Raw genomic sequence first — 16,513 nt, 5'->3', positions numbered from 1 at the left:
TAGCATCTGCATTAGAATCGATTGATAGCTTTTAAAAAAGCGGCAAACTCTTGTGTCATTCGAGTGCCGTCCGCTACTAATTCCCAGTTCCGATATACTACTTTGCCAAGCGTATGACTAAACCACCTACGGCGCTTAATGTGTAGAAAAACTTTATGCCCTCTGATTGGAAAATCCTGAACTGTAATCTCATCAAAGAAACCTTTGGATTCCAACTTCTGAGATTCAAATTCTTTGGGTATATGATTAAATTCCTGTAGATATAAATGCTTCACCTCCTCTGTAGTCTTATTAGAAGTAAGTTCAAAATTTTCAATAATGATAGCTGGTAGCAATAACTTTAATAATTCTTCGTAATTTCCTTGCATCTGTTCTTTTAGTAAAATGCAAAGGTCGAAATTATTTTACCTCCCCACAACTTTTGGGACTGATCCAAAGTTTATTAGAAGCGATCAAAACATATTCTTAAGTTAATTACATTTTTGCAGTTTTTTAAAACAAGAAGAAAATAAAAGCACTAACAAAAACAAAAAAGAGTATAAGTTGCTAGTAATCAGCTTCTTATACTCTTTTTGTTTTACTTTTGTTATGCTGTTTTTTGCATAACTTGTACCGGGGACGGGAATCGAACCCGTACGAGCGTTTCGGCTCACAGGATTTTCTTACCAACTACGACTTTCGCCGCTCCATTCATTAATGGATTTGTGGTCTGGACTTTCTCTTTACCGTGGTTCAGTTTAATGAACTTTAGGTATCGCCTATTAAGTCTCTACACCTTTCTCACTTTTCGTGAGACTTGGCTCGGGATTGCCATTTGCAATTTTCATTGTGAAGGATTCCCCGAATTTAAGCGATTCTACTCTTGATGTTTCCATCAAGGCACTCAAATTTACATTATTAAGTCCTGCGTGTCTACCAGTTCCACCACCCCGGCGGATGGTGTATTTCTGAAAAAAAAAGCACCTTTTAATGGGTGCTGAACTTTTCGAGCGGAAGACGAGTCTCGAACTCGCGACCTTAACCTTGGCAAGGTTACGCTCTACCAACTGAGCTACTTCCGCGTATCACATTCATTTGGTGTTGAATGGGACTGCAAAGGTAGCAGGAGTTTTTATATATGTCAAGACCCTGACGAAAAAAAATCAATATTTTTTTTGCGCTTACGTATAAATACCTGATTATAAGTTTCTTTATAACAGAAATTTTTTTGAAAAATTTTCTGCTCATATTTTAACCGAAACATGAACTCATACGATATTGACAAATTTTCAGGGTTTTATAGGTATTAGTTTTGAACATCTGTACTTTTGTGGAAAACTACGGTTGGAATGGATAAGAAAATTGATTTTGAAAAATCTCCTGATGGACTCGTGCCTGCCATTATACAAGATTATCAGACTGGTAAGGTATTGATGTTAGGCTATATGAATGCAGAAGCCTACCAAAAAACCCGGGAAGAAAATATTGTAACGTTTTTCAGCAGAAGTAAACAAAGACTCTGGACTAAAGGCGAAACTTCTGATAATTTTTTGCATGTAAAAGAAATGCTTGTTGATTGTGACGGCGATACCATTCTGATTCATGCCTCGCCTGATGGCCCTACCTGCCATACCGGAGCAGATACTTGTTTTAATGAGGTAAATACCATAGGGGATAAGAAAGTTTTGTTTGTGAATCATTTGCGAAGTGTTATTAAAAACAGAAAGCAAAACCCGACAGACGAATCTTATACCAGCCATTTATTCAGAAAAGGCATTAATAAAGTAGCACAGAAAGTAGGAGAGGAGGCAGTAGAATTAGTGATTGAAGCTAAAGATGATAATAAAGAATTATTTTTAGGAGAAGCGGCTGATTTATTCTATCATTATTTAGTACTTTTAGAACAAAAAAACTACGAGTTTGACGAAGTACTCGATGTTTTGATACAAAGGCATGCCCCTCGTCCGTAAGGGCTACCCCACGGGGGAATGTTACTACTAACGCTAAACCTGATCTCCTGCGGGGAAGGAGGACCTTTTACTATGCTCAATTATATCATCCGTTTGATATGCTGCGGTGCCGCAGTGTATTTTATGCCTGCTATTTTAAGTAAAATTAGTGTTGATACTTTTACAACCGCAGTAATTGTAGCTTTTGTAATGAGTATCCTTAATGCTGTTGTTAAACCCATTCTTCAACTGCTTTCATTACCTATTACTATTCTTACTTTAGGGTTTTTCTATCTGGTTGTAAATGTGTTTGTGGTTTATATCTGTGACTATATAGTACCGGGTTTCACAGTAGATGGTTTCTTACAACCTCTGATATTCGGATTTATTTTGTCAATTGTAAATGGTATTGTAGGCGGTTTTCAGGATTAACAATAAAATCCCCCTCTTGTTTTGTCAAAAGGGGGACGCTCCAATAAATGTTGTATAGTCAGGTTATAGACTCTCTAAAGTGCTTTTAATCGCTTCAAAATCGGGTACTTCACTTGCTTTTTCTAATACTTCTGCATAACGGATAATTCCTTCTTTGTCTATCACAAATGCCGAACGTTTAGATACGCCGTGCATACCAAAAGCAAAGTTTTCATAAAGAGAATCAAAAGCTAAAGAAGTTTCTTTGTTAAAGTCTGACAGTAAAAGGAAAGGCAGTTTTTGTTCTTCTTTAAATTTATTCAGTGTGTAAAGCGAATCTACCGAAATAGCCAATATATCAGCATTCAATCTTGCATAGGTAGCAATATCGTCTCGCATGGCACAAAGTTCTGCTGTACAAACACTCGTAAAGGCCAACGGGAAAAATAAGACTACTACGTTTTTGCCACGATAGTCCGAAAGATTTACTTCTTGTTTATCGCTGCTATATAATTTAAAATCGGGTGCCTGGTCGCCTGCTTTTAAAGACATATGAATATTATTTAGATAGGTAATAATACAACCACAACAGTTAAAGAATTGAAACAGTTTCTTGCTTAAACCTACAACCGCTCAAATTGATAACCTTTCTTCTTCAAAATCTTAATCAACTCATCTAATCGGTTATAAAACTTTTCTTTTCGGCGTGGGTCAGTACCTAAGTGCAGTAGCAATACAAAACCATTGAGTTTGTCTTTGGCGTTGGCTTCGTATTTCAGAATATCGTTCATGAGCGTCTGATTACCGGCATACCTTGCACCCATTTCCGGGTAAGTGTAATCACGGTTGGCACCTGTTCCACTTGTAAAATTAATCAGTTGCAAACCTGATGCTTTTGCCCATTCGGCTATGGTTTCATTATACCATTCGTAAGGAGGCATAAAATATAATGCTTTCTCTTTTGTAATACCAAAATCTGCCATTGCTTCATAATTGGCTTTCAGGTCTTTTTCAAATTCTTCACGATTTACCAGTAGCGAATCACGCTTGGTCCAGTCATTGTATAACAAATGTTTGTCTGAGTGTCCGCCTAAATAATGGCCGTCGGCTTGTAAATACTTAATCAGTGATTGGGTTTCAGGATTTCTGTAAAAATCTCCTGTAAAGAAAAAAGAAGCCTTTATGGCGTTTTTCTTGAGTGTATTCCTAATAATGTTACCACCCTCATAAAAATCATGTCCGGTAAAAGCCAACCGAATTACCTTTTGTTGAGGATTGAAACGGGTAATGGCTCCTTTGGTAAAAGTCAGTTTTTGCGCACTGGCAGGAATTGCAACCGGATTTACCGTTTCTAAAGTGGACAGATAATAGGTCAAAGAGGCTGTACCATCCATTGTAGGTTCATTGGTAGAGTAATCACCGAAATCGTCATGATACACTGCCATTGTTGATTGAAAATCGGCATACTCATCAGGAGAATGAAGATTGACATATTTTAAACCTGAAAAAATAGAATTTCTCACGGGGCCATCTACTAACCCTCCATCAATAGGATAATTGTATTTAATGCTGAATGATGAATGAGGGTCTTCGGGCGAATCACCAGTTTTTGGTAAACCTACAATCATAGCTGTTCCCCACGGATTACAGCCAAATAACCAGTCTCTCAGGGCTGCTTCCATTTCAGTAAAGCCTTTGCCACCCATTTTACGATACAAATGCAATTGTGTAAGGGTAGCAGATACTAAGTTATTAGAGCACCAGATAAACGGAATCCCATTCAGAAAGGGATTCTTTTTTGCACGGGTTTGTATGGCATCCAGGCCTTTTTCGTAATAACTCAAATAAGTCTGTTTATCTGTAGTCTGGCTGGCAATTTGGTAATGGCCTGCATTCATAAACGGGTACCACTGATAATGGCGGGCAGTATCATTAACCATCCAGGGCGTAACAGTTTCCTCCTTGCTGAAACCAACGGCGTCTTTCAGGTAAGATTTATCTGCTGTGAGTTTGGCTAATTCAGCACCTGCCAATTCCATATCATCTGTCCAGTTATCTTCTTCATAAAAATAAGGAGCTTTACAGGGGGCTGTCTGGCAAGCACCCGGATTCTTCTTGCCCCAATCGTATGCTTCTACAGCCTTTGTTTTTAATGTTTTAGCATAATCAGGATAGTATTTCTGTAAGATTTTTGAACCCAACGCAAAGGTTGAAGCGTATTTTCCGGCAGTAGAAGCAATCCCTGTTGCCCTGCTTTTATATTGAAAAGCACCTTGCGGTTTGCCTGTACAGAAGTACACAGGTCGCATTTTACCTTTGCCATAGTTAGCAACATCTTGTGTCGGCAAGCGTAAGCCCGAATGGTCTCTGTCATCGGCAATCTGATTATACATTTCTCCATAGGCAGGATTCATGCGCAACAGCCAGTCAATACCCCATTTTACTTCGTCTAAAATATCGGGTATGCCATTGGTTCCTTCTTGTCCGTTGGCATTATAGGCATCTTTAAAAGCCGATGGGTTATGCTGATAAGCCAATAACATCTGATAAATAGCATTGGCGGTAGTGGTAGTGTATTGCAGATAATCAGAGGCATCGTGCCAGCCACCCACTACATTGATATAGGTAGAATCTTTCTTAGGGTCGGGGTGATAAACAATAAAACCATCCTGCGTGTGACACGAATCTTTCAGAAAAGGATTATACCCACACCTTTGCTGACGCATATAGGTCAACAAAAAATCGGCCGTCCCGGCATATACATCAGGGGCTACCCTGAATTTGACTGATTGAGTTTTAGGTAAATAAATATAATAAGCCCCCTGTTTCCGAAAAGCTGAAAAATCTAACCTGTAAGAAGTAGTAAAATTGCCGAATGCACCATGTGATTGAATTTTATCAGAGGTAAAAACGGTTTTATCTGTCAGGGCATCTCTGATTTCAAAAGCATGAACAGGTGTACTTTCTTTCGATAGTAATACAGCTACTTTGATGGCATCAGGCAAATATCCTAACTGATTGACCCTAATGTATTGCTGGGTAAAACCGATATAAGGAAATATAAGTGTAAAGAGAAGTGTTTTCAGAAATTTCATTATTGGTTGATGATTGTGTTAAACGAAAAATTTGTACTTTGCATAAAGAAAACAAACACTATTGTAATGCCTTCGTCAGAGCAAAAACCTGCTGATAAAACCATTGAAACTATCCTTGTCCGTCTTCAATGGATTGTTGGTATAGTTGCAACAGGAGTTTTTCTGATGTTGGCACTTTTGGTAAAAAGCTTTTTTCAGTTTCCGCATTCTGCTTCAAATTTATCTGCAATTGACAAGAAATTTATTAAAATTGATACAAATTTTGTAAGTCTCTGGACTGCTCCGTCTGATTGGCGAATGGATAGGTTGACAAAAGAAGAAAAGGAAAAAGTACAGTATGGTCGTGAACTGATAGCCCATACCGCCCGGTATCTCGGTCCTAATGGAAGTGTCAGGCATATGTCGAATGGTATGAATTGTCAGAACTGTCATTTACAGGCAGGTACACAACCCTGGGGAAACAATTATTTTGCTGTTTATGCTACTTATCCAAGATTTCGAGCAAGGTCAGGGAGTAAAGAGAGTATTGTGAAACGAGTAAATGATTGTCTGGAGCGTAGCCTGAATGGCAAAGCATTGGATTCGACAAGCTATGAAATGCAAGCAATAAAGGCTTATATCAAATGGTTAGGAACAGATGTACCCAAGAAAGTATCTCCTAAAGGGACAGGCGTTTTTAAGCTGAAATACCTCGTAAGAGCAGCAGACCCCGAGAAAGGGCGAATAGTATATGAGAATAGCTGTCAGTCTTGCCACCAGTCTGGTGGGCAGGGAGTAATGGCGGCAGATGGCAAAACCTATACTTATCCGCCATTGTGGGGCGAGCATAGTTATAATACAGGTGCAGGTTTGTTCAGGGTATCCATGTTTGCCGGATATGTCAAATACAACATGCCTTTAGGAACAACCTACCAGAAACCTAAACTAAGTGATGAAGAGGCCTGGGATGTAGCCGCATTTGTCAACTCGATGCCTCGCCCGACAAAAGATTTAAGTGCTGACTGGCCGGATATAGCCAAGAAACCCATAGACCATCCTTTTGGCCCTTATACCGATTCATTCAGCGAACAACAGCATAAGTATGGCCCATTTAAGCCTATCAAACAATGGTATGATAAGAAAATGTAATGGTCTGCATAGCACGCAAACAAATTAAACCAAAATATACTATGAAAACTTTCATTCAGATTTTTACCTTGGCATGCGGAATAATGCTAATGGCTTTCTCAAACAGTTATGCCCAAACCAAAACGCATAAACTATTAATAGACCTGAATAGTGCTGATACAACTGACCAGGGTACTATGATGCGCCAGATTAGAAACTTATGGAAAGAATTGCCTGGTACCCAAGTAGAGGTACTGATTCATGGCCCTGCCATTGCCTTTATTAAAAAAGATACCTCTCCTTATGCCTTACAGATAGAAAAACTACAAAAAGATGGGGTAGTATTTGCTGTGTGCCGTAATACCATGAAACGATATAAATTAGCAGACACAGATCTATTGCCAACAGCCTCTTTTGTGCCTTCAGCTATTGCTGAAACTGTATTGAAGCAGGAAGAAGGCTGGAGTTATCAGAAAGCGGGGCATTAAAAATAATACACTCAAACTTGCATATAGTAGGAAAATACCGGATAGATATTTGTCAGGAACATGCTTTCACAGGAGGTAGTGCTGATAATGCCTTTTCTTATGACTTTGAATATTTTATTGACTCTCCATATAGCGCTTCAACAGTTGTCGGTATAAAAATATTTGAAGATGAAGAATTATCAGATAGTGTAGTTATCGGAGCATCAGGAGGCGCAACGGGTCTTCATGAAAATGCGGTTATTTTTGAAGAGGATAGGTTTTTAATCTGTTGTGCTGATACTATATTTTGTTTATCAATTCCTGATCTGGTTTTACGCTGGCAAGTAAAAGCTGATGAGATAACCTGTTTTGAGATTTTTAAATATCAAAGTAATTATATTGTTCATGGAGAAATCTATGTCACCTGTCTGGATAGAAATGGAGATATAATCTGGCAACGAATGGGAAGAGATATTTTTGTTGTGATGGATAATAAACCTGCGTTTGTGTTAGAAAAGGATTATATCATAGTCAGAGATTTCAATAATGAGATTTACAAGTTCGGTTACGATGGAAATGTTGTAGATGATGAATAAACCCGAAAGCTAAAAAAGTGCTACAATGACTAAAGATACCCTGATTGATAAATTAACAAAACATCAGTTAAATAGTATCCTTAAAAAAATAGAGCCGGAACTGCGGGATACTATCAGGATTTATCCGATAGCAGGCGAAGAAAAAGACATACATATAGGGCAAACTAAAATAGGCGGAAAACCTGACTTGTCTGAAACACAGGTATGGCCTACAGAATCAGTGGTAGAAAAAAAGAAAAGATTCTGGCTTTTTGGCAAGTCAACAGAAGAAATAAGAGTTGAAACACTTGCTTTTATTGCACAAATTAATCTTGAAGAGATTGCACCATTTGATACAGAAAATGTGCTTCCCGAAAAGGGTATTTTGTATTTCTTCTATTGGGTATATTCTGACATTTGTAAAGTTATTTTTTACGAAAAAAATGTGAAAGCCCTAAAGAGAACAGATTTCCCGGAAGATTTAAAAGAAACATCAAAGTTTAAAGCAAGTGCTATTCAGGTGGCGAAAGAAATCAGTTTCCCTTATATGGAAAGTAAAGTATATAATAAATTTACCGACCAGGAACAGGATAAATTCTGGGGCAAGATTAATGAAGAAATAATCATTAATAAGCTTTTAGGATATTCAGACAATATTCAGGGCGAAATGGAATCAGAATGTGAAGGTGTATTTAATCATTCGGAGGGAGATGAATTAGAGAGGATTGCAAAAAACTGGATATTACTTTTACAAATTGATAGCAATGAAGAAAATAAGATGATGTGGGGAGATTGCGGAAGGCTTTATTTCTGGATAAGAAGAGAGGATTTAATCAATAGGAGATTTGAAAATGTAAAGGTTGTGGTTCAATGCCATTAATTAAGAGATGATTATATAACCAAAATGCTTTATCGTATAACTAATGCAAGCCCAGTACCCTAAAGTATATCTTTATCGCAGAATTGTACAGGCGAAACTCTTTATTGATAAGCATTATCAGGAAAACATAGATTTGAATGATATTGCTGATGAAGCTTTTTTCTCAAAGTTTCATTTTATCAGGCTTTTCAAAAATACTTATGGCAAAACACCACATCAGTATCTTACTTATGTACGGATTGAGAAAGCCAAAGGGTTGCTGAAAACAGCTATTCCTATTGCAGAAGTATGCTATGACGTTGGTTTTGATAGTGTGAGTTCTTTTACAGGGCTATTCAAAAGAAATGTAGGTAAAACTCCCTCAACTTATCAGCAGGAGCAATTAAACAGACAAGCTGAAATCCTGTCGAAACCCTTACGTTATATACCCGGTTGTTTTGCCGAAGCCAAAGGCTGGAAGCAGAAAAGCAATTTTGAAGAAGTAGTTTCCTGAATGATTGTCGAAGTTTGTGTTATCAATTATTTAAACCAACACGACAATGATTTCAAAAATTTCTCATGTAAGTATTTACGTCTTAAATCAGGATAGCGCCCATGATTTCTATGTAAACAAATTAGGTTTTCAGGTAGCTACAGACGCACCAATGGGGCCAGGTATGCGTTGGCTCACAGTAACTCCGCCCGACCAGCCCGATATTGAAATTACGCTGATGCCTATCATTTCGGGTATGATGTTCGACGATGAGTCGGCCGAGCAAATGAAAAAACTGGTCAAAAGAGGTACTTTTGGTTATGCGGTTTTTCAGTGCAATGATATTTATGCTACTTACGAAGAACTGAAAGCCAAAGGGGTAGAATTTACCAAAGCACCAAAAGAAGAATTTTATGGCATAGAAGCCCTGTTTAAAGATGATTCAGGCAATTGGTTTAGCCTTGGTCAAAAAATGTAAGACAATGGACGCACCCGCTATTTTCAAAAAACTCAGATTGAACGATACAGGGGCTTTGCTGATAGTAAATGCTCCTGCTGAATATACTGCTATACTGAAAGACATTCCTCATGATACCACAGCAGAAGCAGGGAAGAAGTATGATTTTGTACAGGTTTTTGCTACCAGTCAGTCAGCACTCGAAAGACTTTGTGCGGAGGTGAAAGAGGCTGGTAAGTACGATTGCCTGTTCTGGGCTTGTTATCCGAAAGGAACAGGGAAAATCAAAAGTGATATTAAAAGAGAGACAGTCTGGACGGCTCTGGAACTGGCAGGTGTGCAGGCTGTTACACAAATTGCAATTGATGATACCTGGAGTGCTTTACGTGGCCGACCCCCTGCTATGGTTGGAAAGTAAAAGGGAATTTTGGTATTCTGTCTGAAATGGTATTAATTCGTGAAAGAATTACTATTCAGGCTAAATACAGGTAATGAACGAATTATTGGCAGAAATAGAGCAATTAAAAGCTGAATTAGATAAATTCAGGTCTCTTGATAATGACAGTATCAGAGATGCTTTGGCTATTGAATATACGTATGAGTCAAATCGGATTGAGGGGAATACACTTACGCTGAGAGAAACTGACTTGGTAATCAATAAAGGTTTGACTATTGGCGGCAAGAGCATGCGGGAACACCTCGAAGCTATCAATCATAAAGATGCCATTGATTATATCAAAGAAATTGCCCAAAGCCATATCGACTTATCAGAGAGAGTAATTAAAGATATACATGCGCTTATTTTAAGGGGTATTGACAAAGAAAATGCAGGTACTTATAGAAAATTACCTGTCATGATTTCAGGAGCAAGCCATATTCCACCACAGCCTTATTTACTGGAAAAACTGATGGAAGAATATTTTGAGTTCTATGAAGCAAGTAAGTATACCTTACACCCCGTAATATTAGCTGCTGAAATGCACGAAAGATTGGTAAGTATTCACCCGTTTATTGATGGCAATGGACGTACTTCAAGGTTAGTCATGAATCTGTTATTAGTCAGAAACGGCTATCCGATTACCAATATTAAAGGAGATACCCAAAGCAGATTGCAGTATTATGAAGCTTTAGAAACAGTTCAGATGGAGGAAAATAAAAATAGTTTTATAGAGTTTATTGCAGTAGAAGTAAAGAAATCTTTAGAACATTATTTAAAATTACTTAGATAAAACTATTTTTAGAGTTAAGTTGTACCACATTGTACAACAAACTCTTATACTTCATCTACGACAATGCTTAAAGAACCCATTACGACTTCTATTTTTGATTTATTCAAAATTGGTCCCGGCCCTTCAAGTTCGCATACCATCGGGCCTATGAAAGCTGCCTATGACTTCTTGCAGCGAGCCAAGTCCTTGCCTGATTCGGTATTGACAGAGCCACTACAGATAAAAATACATTTATACGGGTCTTTAAGTGCCACCGGTAAAGGACATGGCACTGACAGGGCAGTAATGGCAGGGCTATTAGGTTGGTTACCCGATACCTGTGAGCCAACAGCTTTTACGGCCTTACTGAAAAATCCGGACGATGTTTACTCAATCAGAATTCAGGATAAACCTGTTGCACTGACCGCTAAGAGCATTCTATTTGAGAGAGGTCGATATGATTCTCCGCACCCGAATACGCTGGTATTTAAATTATCAGGCAATGGAATTAGCTTATTGCAGGAAGAGTATTATTCAGTAGGCGGAGGATTTATTCAGCGCAAAGGAGAAGATACACAGGCGGCTTCTAATAAGATTCCTGCTTTCCCATTCTCTACGATGGACGAGTTGATGGAACAAATGGTGAAGCATAAACTCTCTTTAACTGACCTGATGATAGCCAACGAAATGGCTTTAACAGGTTTGATACGCAAAGAAATCTATCAGAAAATAGATGATATTCTTGAAACCATGCACAAAGCAGTTAAAAGAGGTTTGCGCCACAAAGGAGTTTTACCGGGTAGTATCAGGTTGAGGAGGAAGGCTCCGGTTTTATACCAACAAGCCAAAAGTCATGCCTCTGCTACCGATAGCTTCATGGTATTTCTGAATGCCTACTGCATGGCGGCATCAGAAGAAAACGCTGCAGGCAATATTGTAGTAACTGCGCCCACTTCAGGTGCCTCAGGGGTTATTCCGGGAATCACCTATCTGCTTCGGAATCATTACCATTACGATAAACAGAAATTGCGTGAGGGCATGCTGGCCGCCGCTGCTGTTGGCTTCCTGATTAAGCACAATGCCAGTATATCGGGTGCCGAAATGGGTTGCATGGGCGAGATAGGTTCTGCCTCTGCTATGGCTGCGGCTATGTTGGCCTATTGTGCCGGACGCTCGATAGAAACAGTAGAAGCCGCCGCTGAAATAGCGATTGAGCACCACCTCGGCATGACCTGTGACCCCATAGGCGGCTATGTGCAGATACCCTGCATAGAGCGCAATGCGATGGGCGCTATTAAAGCCTATAATGCCTATTTACTGGCTTCATCGGGCAATACAGGCTATCAGAAAATTTCATTAGATAGTGTCATTAAAGTCATGAGGGCTACCGGAAAAGATATGTCAAAAAAGTATAAGGAAACATCACAGGCGGGTTTGGCTTTGAGTGCTACCGAATGCTGAACCACTCAGTAAATTCTTTTACAGATAATAGCAATACTTATGAGTGTCTCTATTTGTTTTATGAAAGAATTTGCATAGTTTCGGTAAAAAAACTGTGGTTGTGCGCATCCTTTATTGGCCATGAAGTCCCTCTTTCTCCTATTATTTATTGCATTCACTACCTATGCGCAATTACCGCAGGTCAGATTTGAGCATCTGACCTCGAAAGATGGATTGCCAAGCAATAATGTACTGAATATTATTCAGGATAAAGGAGGGTTTATCTGGGTAGGTACCCGTAAATACCTGACTCGCTACGATGGCTATCGGTTTCAGAATTTTACAAGGGTAGAGGGTATCTATAACCACGGGGTGAGTTCTGACTGGCAGAATAATATCTGGTTTTCTTCAAGTACTATTCCATTCGGAAGAATCGACAACAAGACATTCAAAATCAATGATTTTACCAGTAAATTACCACCATTGAGCGATGGTAACTATGGCAATATTTATTTCGACCACCAAAAACAGGGTTGGATAAGTGATTTTCATGGGGTGTATAAATTTGACCCTTCTACTTTCAAGTTCAAATATTTTCCGCTGCCTAAAACTACTTATAAAGATATTAAAGGTGATTTTATTGAAGATAAGCAGAAAAACCTCTGGGTATTAGGATTAGACGTAGGCATTTATAAATACAACCCTGATAAACAGGAGTTACGTTGTGTCATAGGCCCTAATATTGCTGACCCTAAAAAACGATTTTTCTTTGAAGTTGGTAGGGCTATTATAGACGAACATGGCATTATCTGGATTGCGGCTTATCAGAAAGGCTTGATACGATTTGACCCTCAGACCGAAGAAATCAGATTCTATGATAACCATATCATGGCTGTTTGTGCAGATAAAGATGAAAACGGCAAAGATATACTGTGGGTAAGCAACGGAAAAACCATTGGTATTTTCAGACCTGAACAAGAAAAATTTTATTTTTATGAAGACATTCACACCGACGAAATTCAGGTATTTAATATCTGCAAAAGCCCCTCTACGGGTGTAATATGGTTTTGTACCATGCAGGATGGTATATTTGTCTATAATCCTCATAATCAGTTAATTAAGAGTGTCAGTTTTGCAAATGCGATGCCACAGAAAAACCTGACTATTAATGCTATTCTGAAAGATAGTACAGATGCCAGCGGACAGACGTTTTATGTGGGTTTATCGAGATGGGGGATGGTGAAATGGAACAGAACAGATAACACGAAGCAATTTTTTAAATATCCGCATTATCCGGCTGATGCCGAAACCAGGCAGATGATACAGGATGAAGAGGGGAGAATCTGGATTTTTACCAATCAATGGCAAACCTGGGCAGATGGTAAAGAAAACCCGGAAGACAATGAATTTGAAGGGATTTTTGTCTTTGATACCCAAAAGCAGAAATTCATTCCTATACCTTTTACTACCCATCATGGATTCTTTACTGTGCCTTTTTATTCGATAGGCATGGAAGACTCAAAAAAACGCCTATGGATTATTAATCACTACCTGAGTATGCACGTGGTTGACAAAAAAACAGGCAAAGAGCTGACGCTCTGGGATAAAAAAGACCATACAGAACTGATGCGAGACCGATGGCTGATGGATATAGTAGAAGATAAAGAAGGGCGTTTCTGGCTGGCTACTACAGCAGGCGTTTTTTATTTCGACGAAACAACAAGGAAGTTTCAACAGGTAAGATTTTCTGACGATAACAGAGAAGTATCTGTTATTAAACTATTGTTAGATAAACAAGGCGATGTATGGGTAACAGGCTGGGATATTCTGGCAAAAATCAGCCGGACTTACAAAGTAAAAATGGATTTAAGTTCGAAAGATGGGATTTACGATGTAGAGTGCCGACAGTTAGCCGAAGATGCGCATGGGAATATATGGATAGGTACTTTAGGAGGATTGCAATTGTATATTCCATCTCAGAACCGTTTTTTAAGATTTACACAGAATGACGGGCTGATGAGTGATAATACTACTTTCAGTTTCTATATGAATAACGGGAAGGAGTTACTGATTGGACAGAAAAATGGTGTCAACATTGTCAATACTGAAAATATACTGAAAAGCAGGGCTTTAAATAATATTGCCATCAGTTCGGTAACTGTCAACAATGAACAAAGGTTTTATGACTGGTCTAAGCCTTTTGAACTGAAACGTACTGAAAATGCGATTACCTTCTATGTATCGGCGCTGAACTTCCTGAAAGATAACCAGAATCATTACAGTTATTACCTTGAAGGACTGGAAGATAACTGGATAGATGCACGAGACAATGCCACTTTTACTTATAATAATTTATCGCCGGGAAGTTATACCTTTCATGTCAGGTTACTCGATGAAAAAGGGAATAAGCAATTAAAAGAAGTATCGGTTAATTTCTCAATACAGCCGTATTATTACGAAACCTGGTGGTTTAAGACTTTGATTATTGCCCTCATTATTGGTCTTGCTTACCTGCTCTATCGTTTCCGAATCAATCAGTTACTCAAATTGCAGGAGGTGCGCAACCGTATATCCAGAGATTTGCATGACGATATAGGGTCTTCGTTGAGTAGTATCAGTCTTTTAAGTGTAATGGCCAGTAAAAAAATTGACCCGCAGAATCCATCAAATCAACTATTGAAACAAATACCTGAAGAGGTAAGCCGATTGAGTAGTGCCATTGATGATATGATATGGAATATCCGGCCTGAAAATGATGATTTAGAAAACTTCTTTGTCCGTCTGAGAGACCATTCGGTACAGACCCTACAGGCGCAGGATATAGATGTTGATATAGATTTTTCCATTAACCATCAGGCAGGAGGGTTGTCGATGGAAGTGCGTAGAAATATCTTTTTGATTGTGAAAGAAGCTCTGCATAATATTACTAAGCACGCACAGGCAAAGCACGTGGGTATAAAACTATATGTGCAGAGAGGCATGCTTGTAATTGAAATAAACGACGATGGCAAAGGTTTTGACAAGCACAAACCCTCGTCTCGTAACGGACTACGAAACATGACAAGCCGTGCCGCCGAAGTAGAAGGAACCTTCGAAATTAAATCAGAAGTTGGCAAAGGGGCTGAAATTATCTTACGTGTGCCTATGCTCCAGAAAAAACTCATGCGGATTTAACGATGAGTCAGTTGAGATTTGAAATTAGTTTCGTAAAATTGTCGTAATTATTCATCCCGGCGTATTCGCCTTATTAAACTAACAAAATACCTTATGAAACGAATTTGTTATTATGCTTTTGTATTGTTTCTGCTAACTCATGTAAGCTTTGCTCAAAAAAAGTCGAAAGATGGTTGGTATTCTTTATTTGATGGTAAATCGTTTGATGGCTGGAAAGTAGGCGACAATGCCAGCACTTTCAGCATTGAAAATGGCACCATTGCGGTTAATGGTCCGGTGGCGCACTTGTTTTATGTAGGCCCGGTTAATAACCATGACTGGAAAAATTTTGAGTTCAAAGCACAGGTAATGACTACACCGGGTTCAAACTCAGGTATTTATTTCCATACTGAGTTTCAACAAGGTAGTTGGCCAGATAAAGGATACGAGGTACAAGTAAACAACTCACATACAGACTGGCGACGTACCGGAAGTTTATACGGTATTCAGGATGTGAAAGATACGCTGGTAAAAGACAATATATGGTACACCGAGCATATTATCGTAAAAGATAAACATGTAACCATTAAAATCAACGACAAGGTAGCTGTAGAATATGATGAGCCGGCCGAATTACCTGCCAACAGAAAAGGCAGAAGAATAAGCAGCGGCACTTTTGCGCTACAAGGCCACGACCCTAAGAGCAAAGTATATTTTAAAGATATAATGGTAAAACCATTACCTTGATTATGCTATAACAGAGGAGCCTCTTACTTTTGGTAAGGGGCTTTTTTTATGGGGTATTATAGTATATGTAGGGAGTATATAAAAAGGAAACCAGGCACACCATTAAATGGAAGCCCAGTTTCCTTAAAATATATGAGGGTATCTTGAAGGATATTAATATCTACGTCCGCCGCCGTTACCGCCACGGTCACCACCACGATTGTAGCCACCACCACCGCCGCCGCGGTTGAAATCGCCACCACCACGGTTAAATCCGCCACCACCACCTGATGGTCTTTCTCTTCTCTCTTCAGCCTGATTTACAACAGCTGTACGACCACCGATTTCAGCACCATTTAATTGGCTGATAGCTTTTAGTGCTGCTGCATCGTCTGGCATTTCAACAAAAGCAAAACCTTTGCTTCTTCCGGTAACTTTGTCGATGATAATTTTCACAGAACTAACTTCACCATATTCTTCAAAATATTGCTTTAATTCACTTTCTTCAATTCTAAATGGAAGACTTCCAACAAAAATGTTCATGATAACTTGATATGATTTGATTGATAAATTTATACAAAAGTATATTTATTT

Annotated in this window: 17 protein-coding genes and 1 tRNA gene; 13 read left to right on the top strand and 5 right to left on the bottom strand. The window is 38.8% G+C overall.

Annotated features, from left to right (window positions below; translation table 11 throughout):
- Positions 1-11 precede the first annotated feature (11 nt).
- Both EWM59_RS23850 and EWM59_RS23845 read right to left on the bottom strand, forming a co-directional pair.
- Complete coding sequence (locus EWM59_RS23850) at positions 12-368, bottom strand: ISAon1 family transposase N-terminal region protein (RefSeq protein WP_130023127.1); 357 nt, start codon at positions 366-368, stop codon at positions 12-14.
- Positions 369-988: 620 nt separating this feature from the next.
- A tRNA-Gly gene (locus tag EWM59_RS23845) sits at positions 989-1,061 on the bottom strand.
- Between the two features lie 267 nt (positions 1,062-1,328).
- Here EWM59_RS23845 and hisIE point away from each other — a divergent pair.
- Together hisIE and EWM59_RS23835 are read left to right on the top strand one after the other, a co-directional pair.
- A complete protein-coding gene (gene hisIE, locus EWM59_RS23840; protein ID WP_130023758.1) occupies positions 1,329-1,949 on the top strand; it encodes a bifunctional phosphoribosyl-AMP cyclohydrolase/phosphoribosyl-ATP diphosphatase HisIE in 621 nt (206 codons plus the stop codon).
- A 72-nt stretch (positions 1,950-2,021) separates the two neighbouring features.
- Positions 2,022-2,360 carry a phage holin family protein gene (locus EWM59_RS23835; protein ID WP_130023757.1) on the top strand — a complete coding sequence of 113 codons (339 nt, stop codon included), beginning with the start codon at positions 2,022-2,024 and terminating at the stop codon, positions 2,358-2,360.
- 63 nt (positions 2,361-2,423) lie between these two features.
- Here the strand turns inward: EWM59_RS23835 and EWM59_RS23830 are convergent, their stop codons facing one another.
- Complete coding sequence (locus EWM59_RS23830; RefSeq protein ID WP_130023756.1) at positions 2,424-2,891, bottom strand: redoxin domain-containing protein; 468 nt, start codon at positions 2,889-2,891, stop codon at positions 2,424-2,426.
- A gap of 71 nt (positions 2,892-2,962) precedes the next feature.
- Positions 2,963-5,434: a bifunctional glycoside hydrolase family 9 protein/polysaccharide deacetylase gene (locus EWM59_RS23825; protein WP_130023755.1), complete on the bottom strand. Its 2,472-nt coding sequence runs from the start codon at positions 5,432-5,434 to the stop codon at positions 2,963-2,965.
- A gap of 66 nt (positions 5,435-5,500) precedes the next feature.
- Here EWM59_RS23825 and EWM59_RS23820 point away from each other — a divergent pair, with 66 nt between their 5' ends.
- From EWM59_RS23820 to EWM59_RS23770, 11 genes are all read left to right on the top strand, one after another.
- Positions 5,501-6,562, top strand: coding sequence for a c-type cytochrome (locus EWM59_RS23820; protein ID WP_229239427.1), 1,062 nt, complete (start codon positions 5,501-5,503; stop codon positions 6,560-6,562).
- A gap of 41 nt (positions 6,563-6,603) precedes the next feature.
- Complete coding sequence (locus EWM59_RS23815) at positions 6,604-7,029, top strand: DsrE family protein (RefSeq protein ID WP_165372279.1); 426 nt, start codon at positions 6,604-6,606, stop codon at positions 7,027-7,029.
- Positions 7,030-7,046: 17 nt separating this feature from the next.
- The gene (locus tag EWM59_RS23810; RefSeq protein ID WP_130023753.1) at positions 7,047-7,604 is read left to right on the top strand and encodes a hypothetical protein; all 558 of its coding nucleotides are present in this window, start codon (positions 7,047-7,049) and stop codon (positions 7,602-7,604) included.
- A gap of 25 nt (positions 7,605-7,629) precedes the next feature.
- A complete protein-coding gene (locus EWM59_RS23805; protein WP_130023752.1) occupies positions 7,630-8,463 on the top strand; it encodes a YwqG family protein in 834 nt (277 codons plus the stop codon).
- A 43-nt stretch (positions 8,464-8,506) separates the two neighbouring features.
- The gene (locus tag EWM59_RS23800; RefSeq protein ID WP_130023751.1) at positions 8,507-8,956 is read left to right on the top strand and encodes a helix-turn-helix domain-containing protein; all 450 of its coding nucleotides are present in this window, start codon (positions 8,507-8,509) and stop codon (positions 8,954-8,956) included.
- Positions 8,957-9,002: 46 nt separating this feature from the next.
- On the top strand, positions 9,003-9,413 hold the full coding sequence (locus EWM59_RS23795) for a VOC family protein (RefSeq protein ID WP_130023750.1): 411 nt from the start codon (positions 9,003-9,005) through the stop codon (positions 9,411-9,413).
- Positions 9,414-9,417: 4 nt separating this feature from the next.
- Entirely contained in the window at positions 9,418-9,810 is a 393-nt protein-coding gene (locus EWM59_RS23790) for a hypothetical protein (protein WP_130023749.1), read from the top strand.
- Positions 9,811-9,883: 73 nt separating this feature from the next.
- Positions 9,884-10,621, top strand: a complete 738-nt coding sequence (locus EWM59_RS23785; RefSeq protein ID WP_130023748.1) for a Fic family protein — start codon at positions 9,884-9,886, stop codon at positions 10,619-10,621.
- Between the two features lie 63 nt (positions 10,622-10,684).
- A complete protein-coding gene (locus EWM59_RS23780; RefSeq protein ID WP_130023747.1) occupies positions 10,685-12,061 on the top strand; it encodes an L-serine ammonia-lyase in 1,377 nt (458 codons plus the stop codon).
- Between the two features lie 120 nt (positions 12,062-12,181).
- Positions 12,182-15,214, top strand: coding sequence for a ligand-binding sensor domain-containing protein (locus EWM59_RS23775; protein WP_130023746.1), 3,033 nt, complete (start codon positions 12,182-12,184; stop codon positions 15,212-15,214).
- Between the two features lie 93 nt (positions 15,215-15,307).
- The gene (locus tag EWM59_RS23770) at positions 15,308-15,940 is read left to right on the top strand and encodes a 3-keto-disaccharide hydrolase (RefSeq protein WP_130023745.1); all 633 of its coding nucleotides are present in this window, start codon (positions 15,308-15,310) and stop codon (positions 15,938-15,940) included.
- A gap of 153 nt (positions 15,941-16,093) precedes the next feature.
- Here the strand turns inward: EWM59_RS23770 and rbp are convergent, their stop codons facing one another.
- The gene (gene rbp / locus EWM59_RS23765; protein WP_130023744.1) at positions 16,094-16,462 is read right to left on the bottom strand and encodes an RNA-binding regulator; all 369 of its coding nucleotides are present in this window, start codon (positions 16,460-16,462) and stop codon (positions 16,094-16,096) included.
- Between the last annotated feature and the right edge of the window lie 51 nt (positions 16,463-16,513).

Origin of the sequence: Emticicia agri, from assembly GCF_004168285.1 — a bacterium.
Lineage (GTDB): Bacteria > Bacteroidota > Bacteroidia > Cytophagales > Spirosomataceae > Emticicia > Emticicia agri.
Note: the sequence above shows the minus strand (reverse complement) of the source record. Positions and strands in the feature narration are given on the sequence as shown.

What these genes read in the sequence shown, in the direction of transcription:
- EWM59_RS23850 (WP_130023127.1), bottom strand. Translation starts at nt 368, where the DNA reads ATGCAAGGAAATTACGAAGAATTATTAAAGTTATTGCTACCAGCTATC.
- hisIE (WP_130023758.1), top strand. Translation starts at nt 1,329, where the DNA reads ATGGATAAGAAAATTGATTTTGAAAAATCTCCTGATGGACTCGTGCCT.
- EWM59_RS23835 (WP_130023757.1), top strand. Translation starts at nt 2,022, where the DNA reads ATGCTCAATTATATCATCCGTTTGATATGCTGCGGTGCCGCAGTGTAT.
- EWM59_RS23830 (WP_130023756.1), bottom strand. Translation starts at nt 2,891, where the DNA reads ATGTCTTTAAAAGCAGGCGACCAGGCACCCGATTTTAAATTATATAGC.
- EWM59_RS23825 (WP_130023755.1), bottom strand. Translation starts at nt 5,434, where the DNA reads ATGAAATTTCTGAAAACACTTCTCTTTACACTTATATTTCCTTATATC.
- EWM59_RS23820 (WP_229239427.1), top strand. Translation starts at nt 5,501, where the DNA reads ATGCCTTCGTCAGAGCAAAAACCTGCTGATAAAACCATTGAAACTATC.
- EWM59_RS23815 (WP_165372279.1), top strand. Translation starts at nt 6,604, where the DNA reads ATGAAAACTTTCATTCAGATTTTTACCTTGGCATGCGGAATAATGCTA.
- EWM59_RS23805 (WP_130023752.1), top strand. Translation starts at nt 7,630, where the DNA reads ATGACTAAAGATACCCTGATTGATAAATTAACAAAACATCAGTTAAAT.
- EWM59_RS23800 (WP_130023751.1), top strand. Translation starts at nt 8,507, where the DNA reads ATGCAAGCCCAGTACCCTAAAGTATATCTTTATCGCAGAATTGTACAG.
- EWM59_RS23795 (WP_130023750.1), top strand. Translation starts at nt 9,003, where the DNA reads ATGATTTCAAAAATTTCTCATGTAAGTATTTACGTCTTAAATCAGGAT.
- EWM59_RS23790 (WP_130023749.1), top strand. Translation starts at nt 9,418, where the DNA reads ATGGACGCACCCGCTATTTTCAAAAAACTCAGATTGAACGATACAGGG.
- EWM59_RS23785 (WP_130023748.1), top strand. Translation starts at nt 9,884, where the DNA reads ATGAACGAATTATTGGCAGAAATAGAGCAATTAAAAGCTGAATTAGAT.
- EWM59_RS23780 (WP_130023747.1), top strand. Translation starts at nt 10,685, where the DNA reads ATGCTTAAAGAACCCATTACGACTTCTATTTTTGATTTATTCAAAATT.
- EWM59_RS23775 (WP_130023746.1), top strand. Translation starts at nt 12,182, where the DNA reads ATGAAGTCCCTCTTTCTCCTATTATTTATTGCATTCACTACCTATGCG.
- EWM59_RS23770 (WP_130023745.1), top strand. Translation starts at nt 15,308, where the DNA reads ATGAAACGAATTTGTTATTATGCTTTTGTATTGTTTCTGCTAACTCAT.
- rbp (WP_130023744.1), bottom strand. Translation starts at nt 16,462, where the DNA reads ATGAACATTTTTGTTGGAAGTCTTCCATTTAGAATTGAAGAAAGTGAA.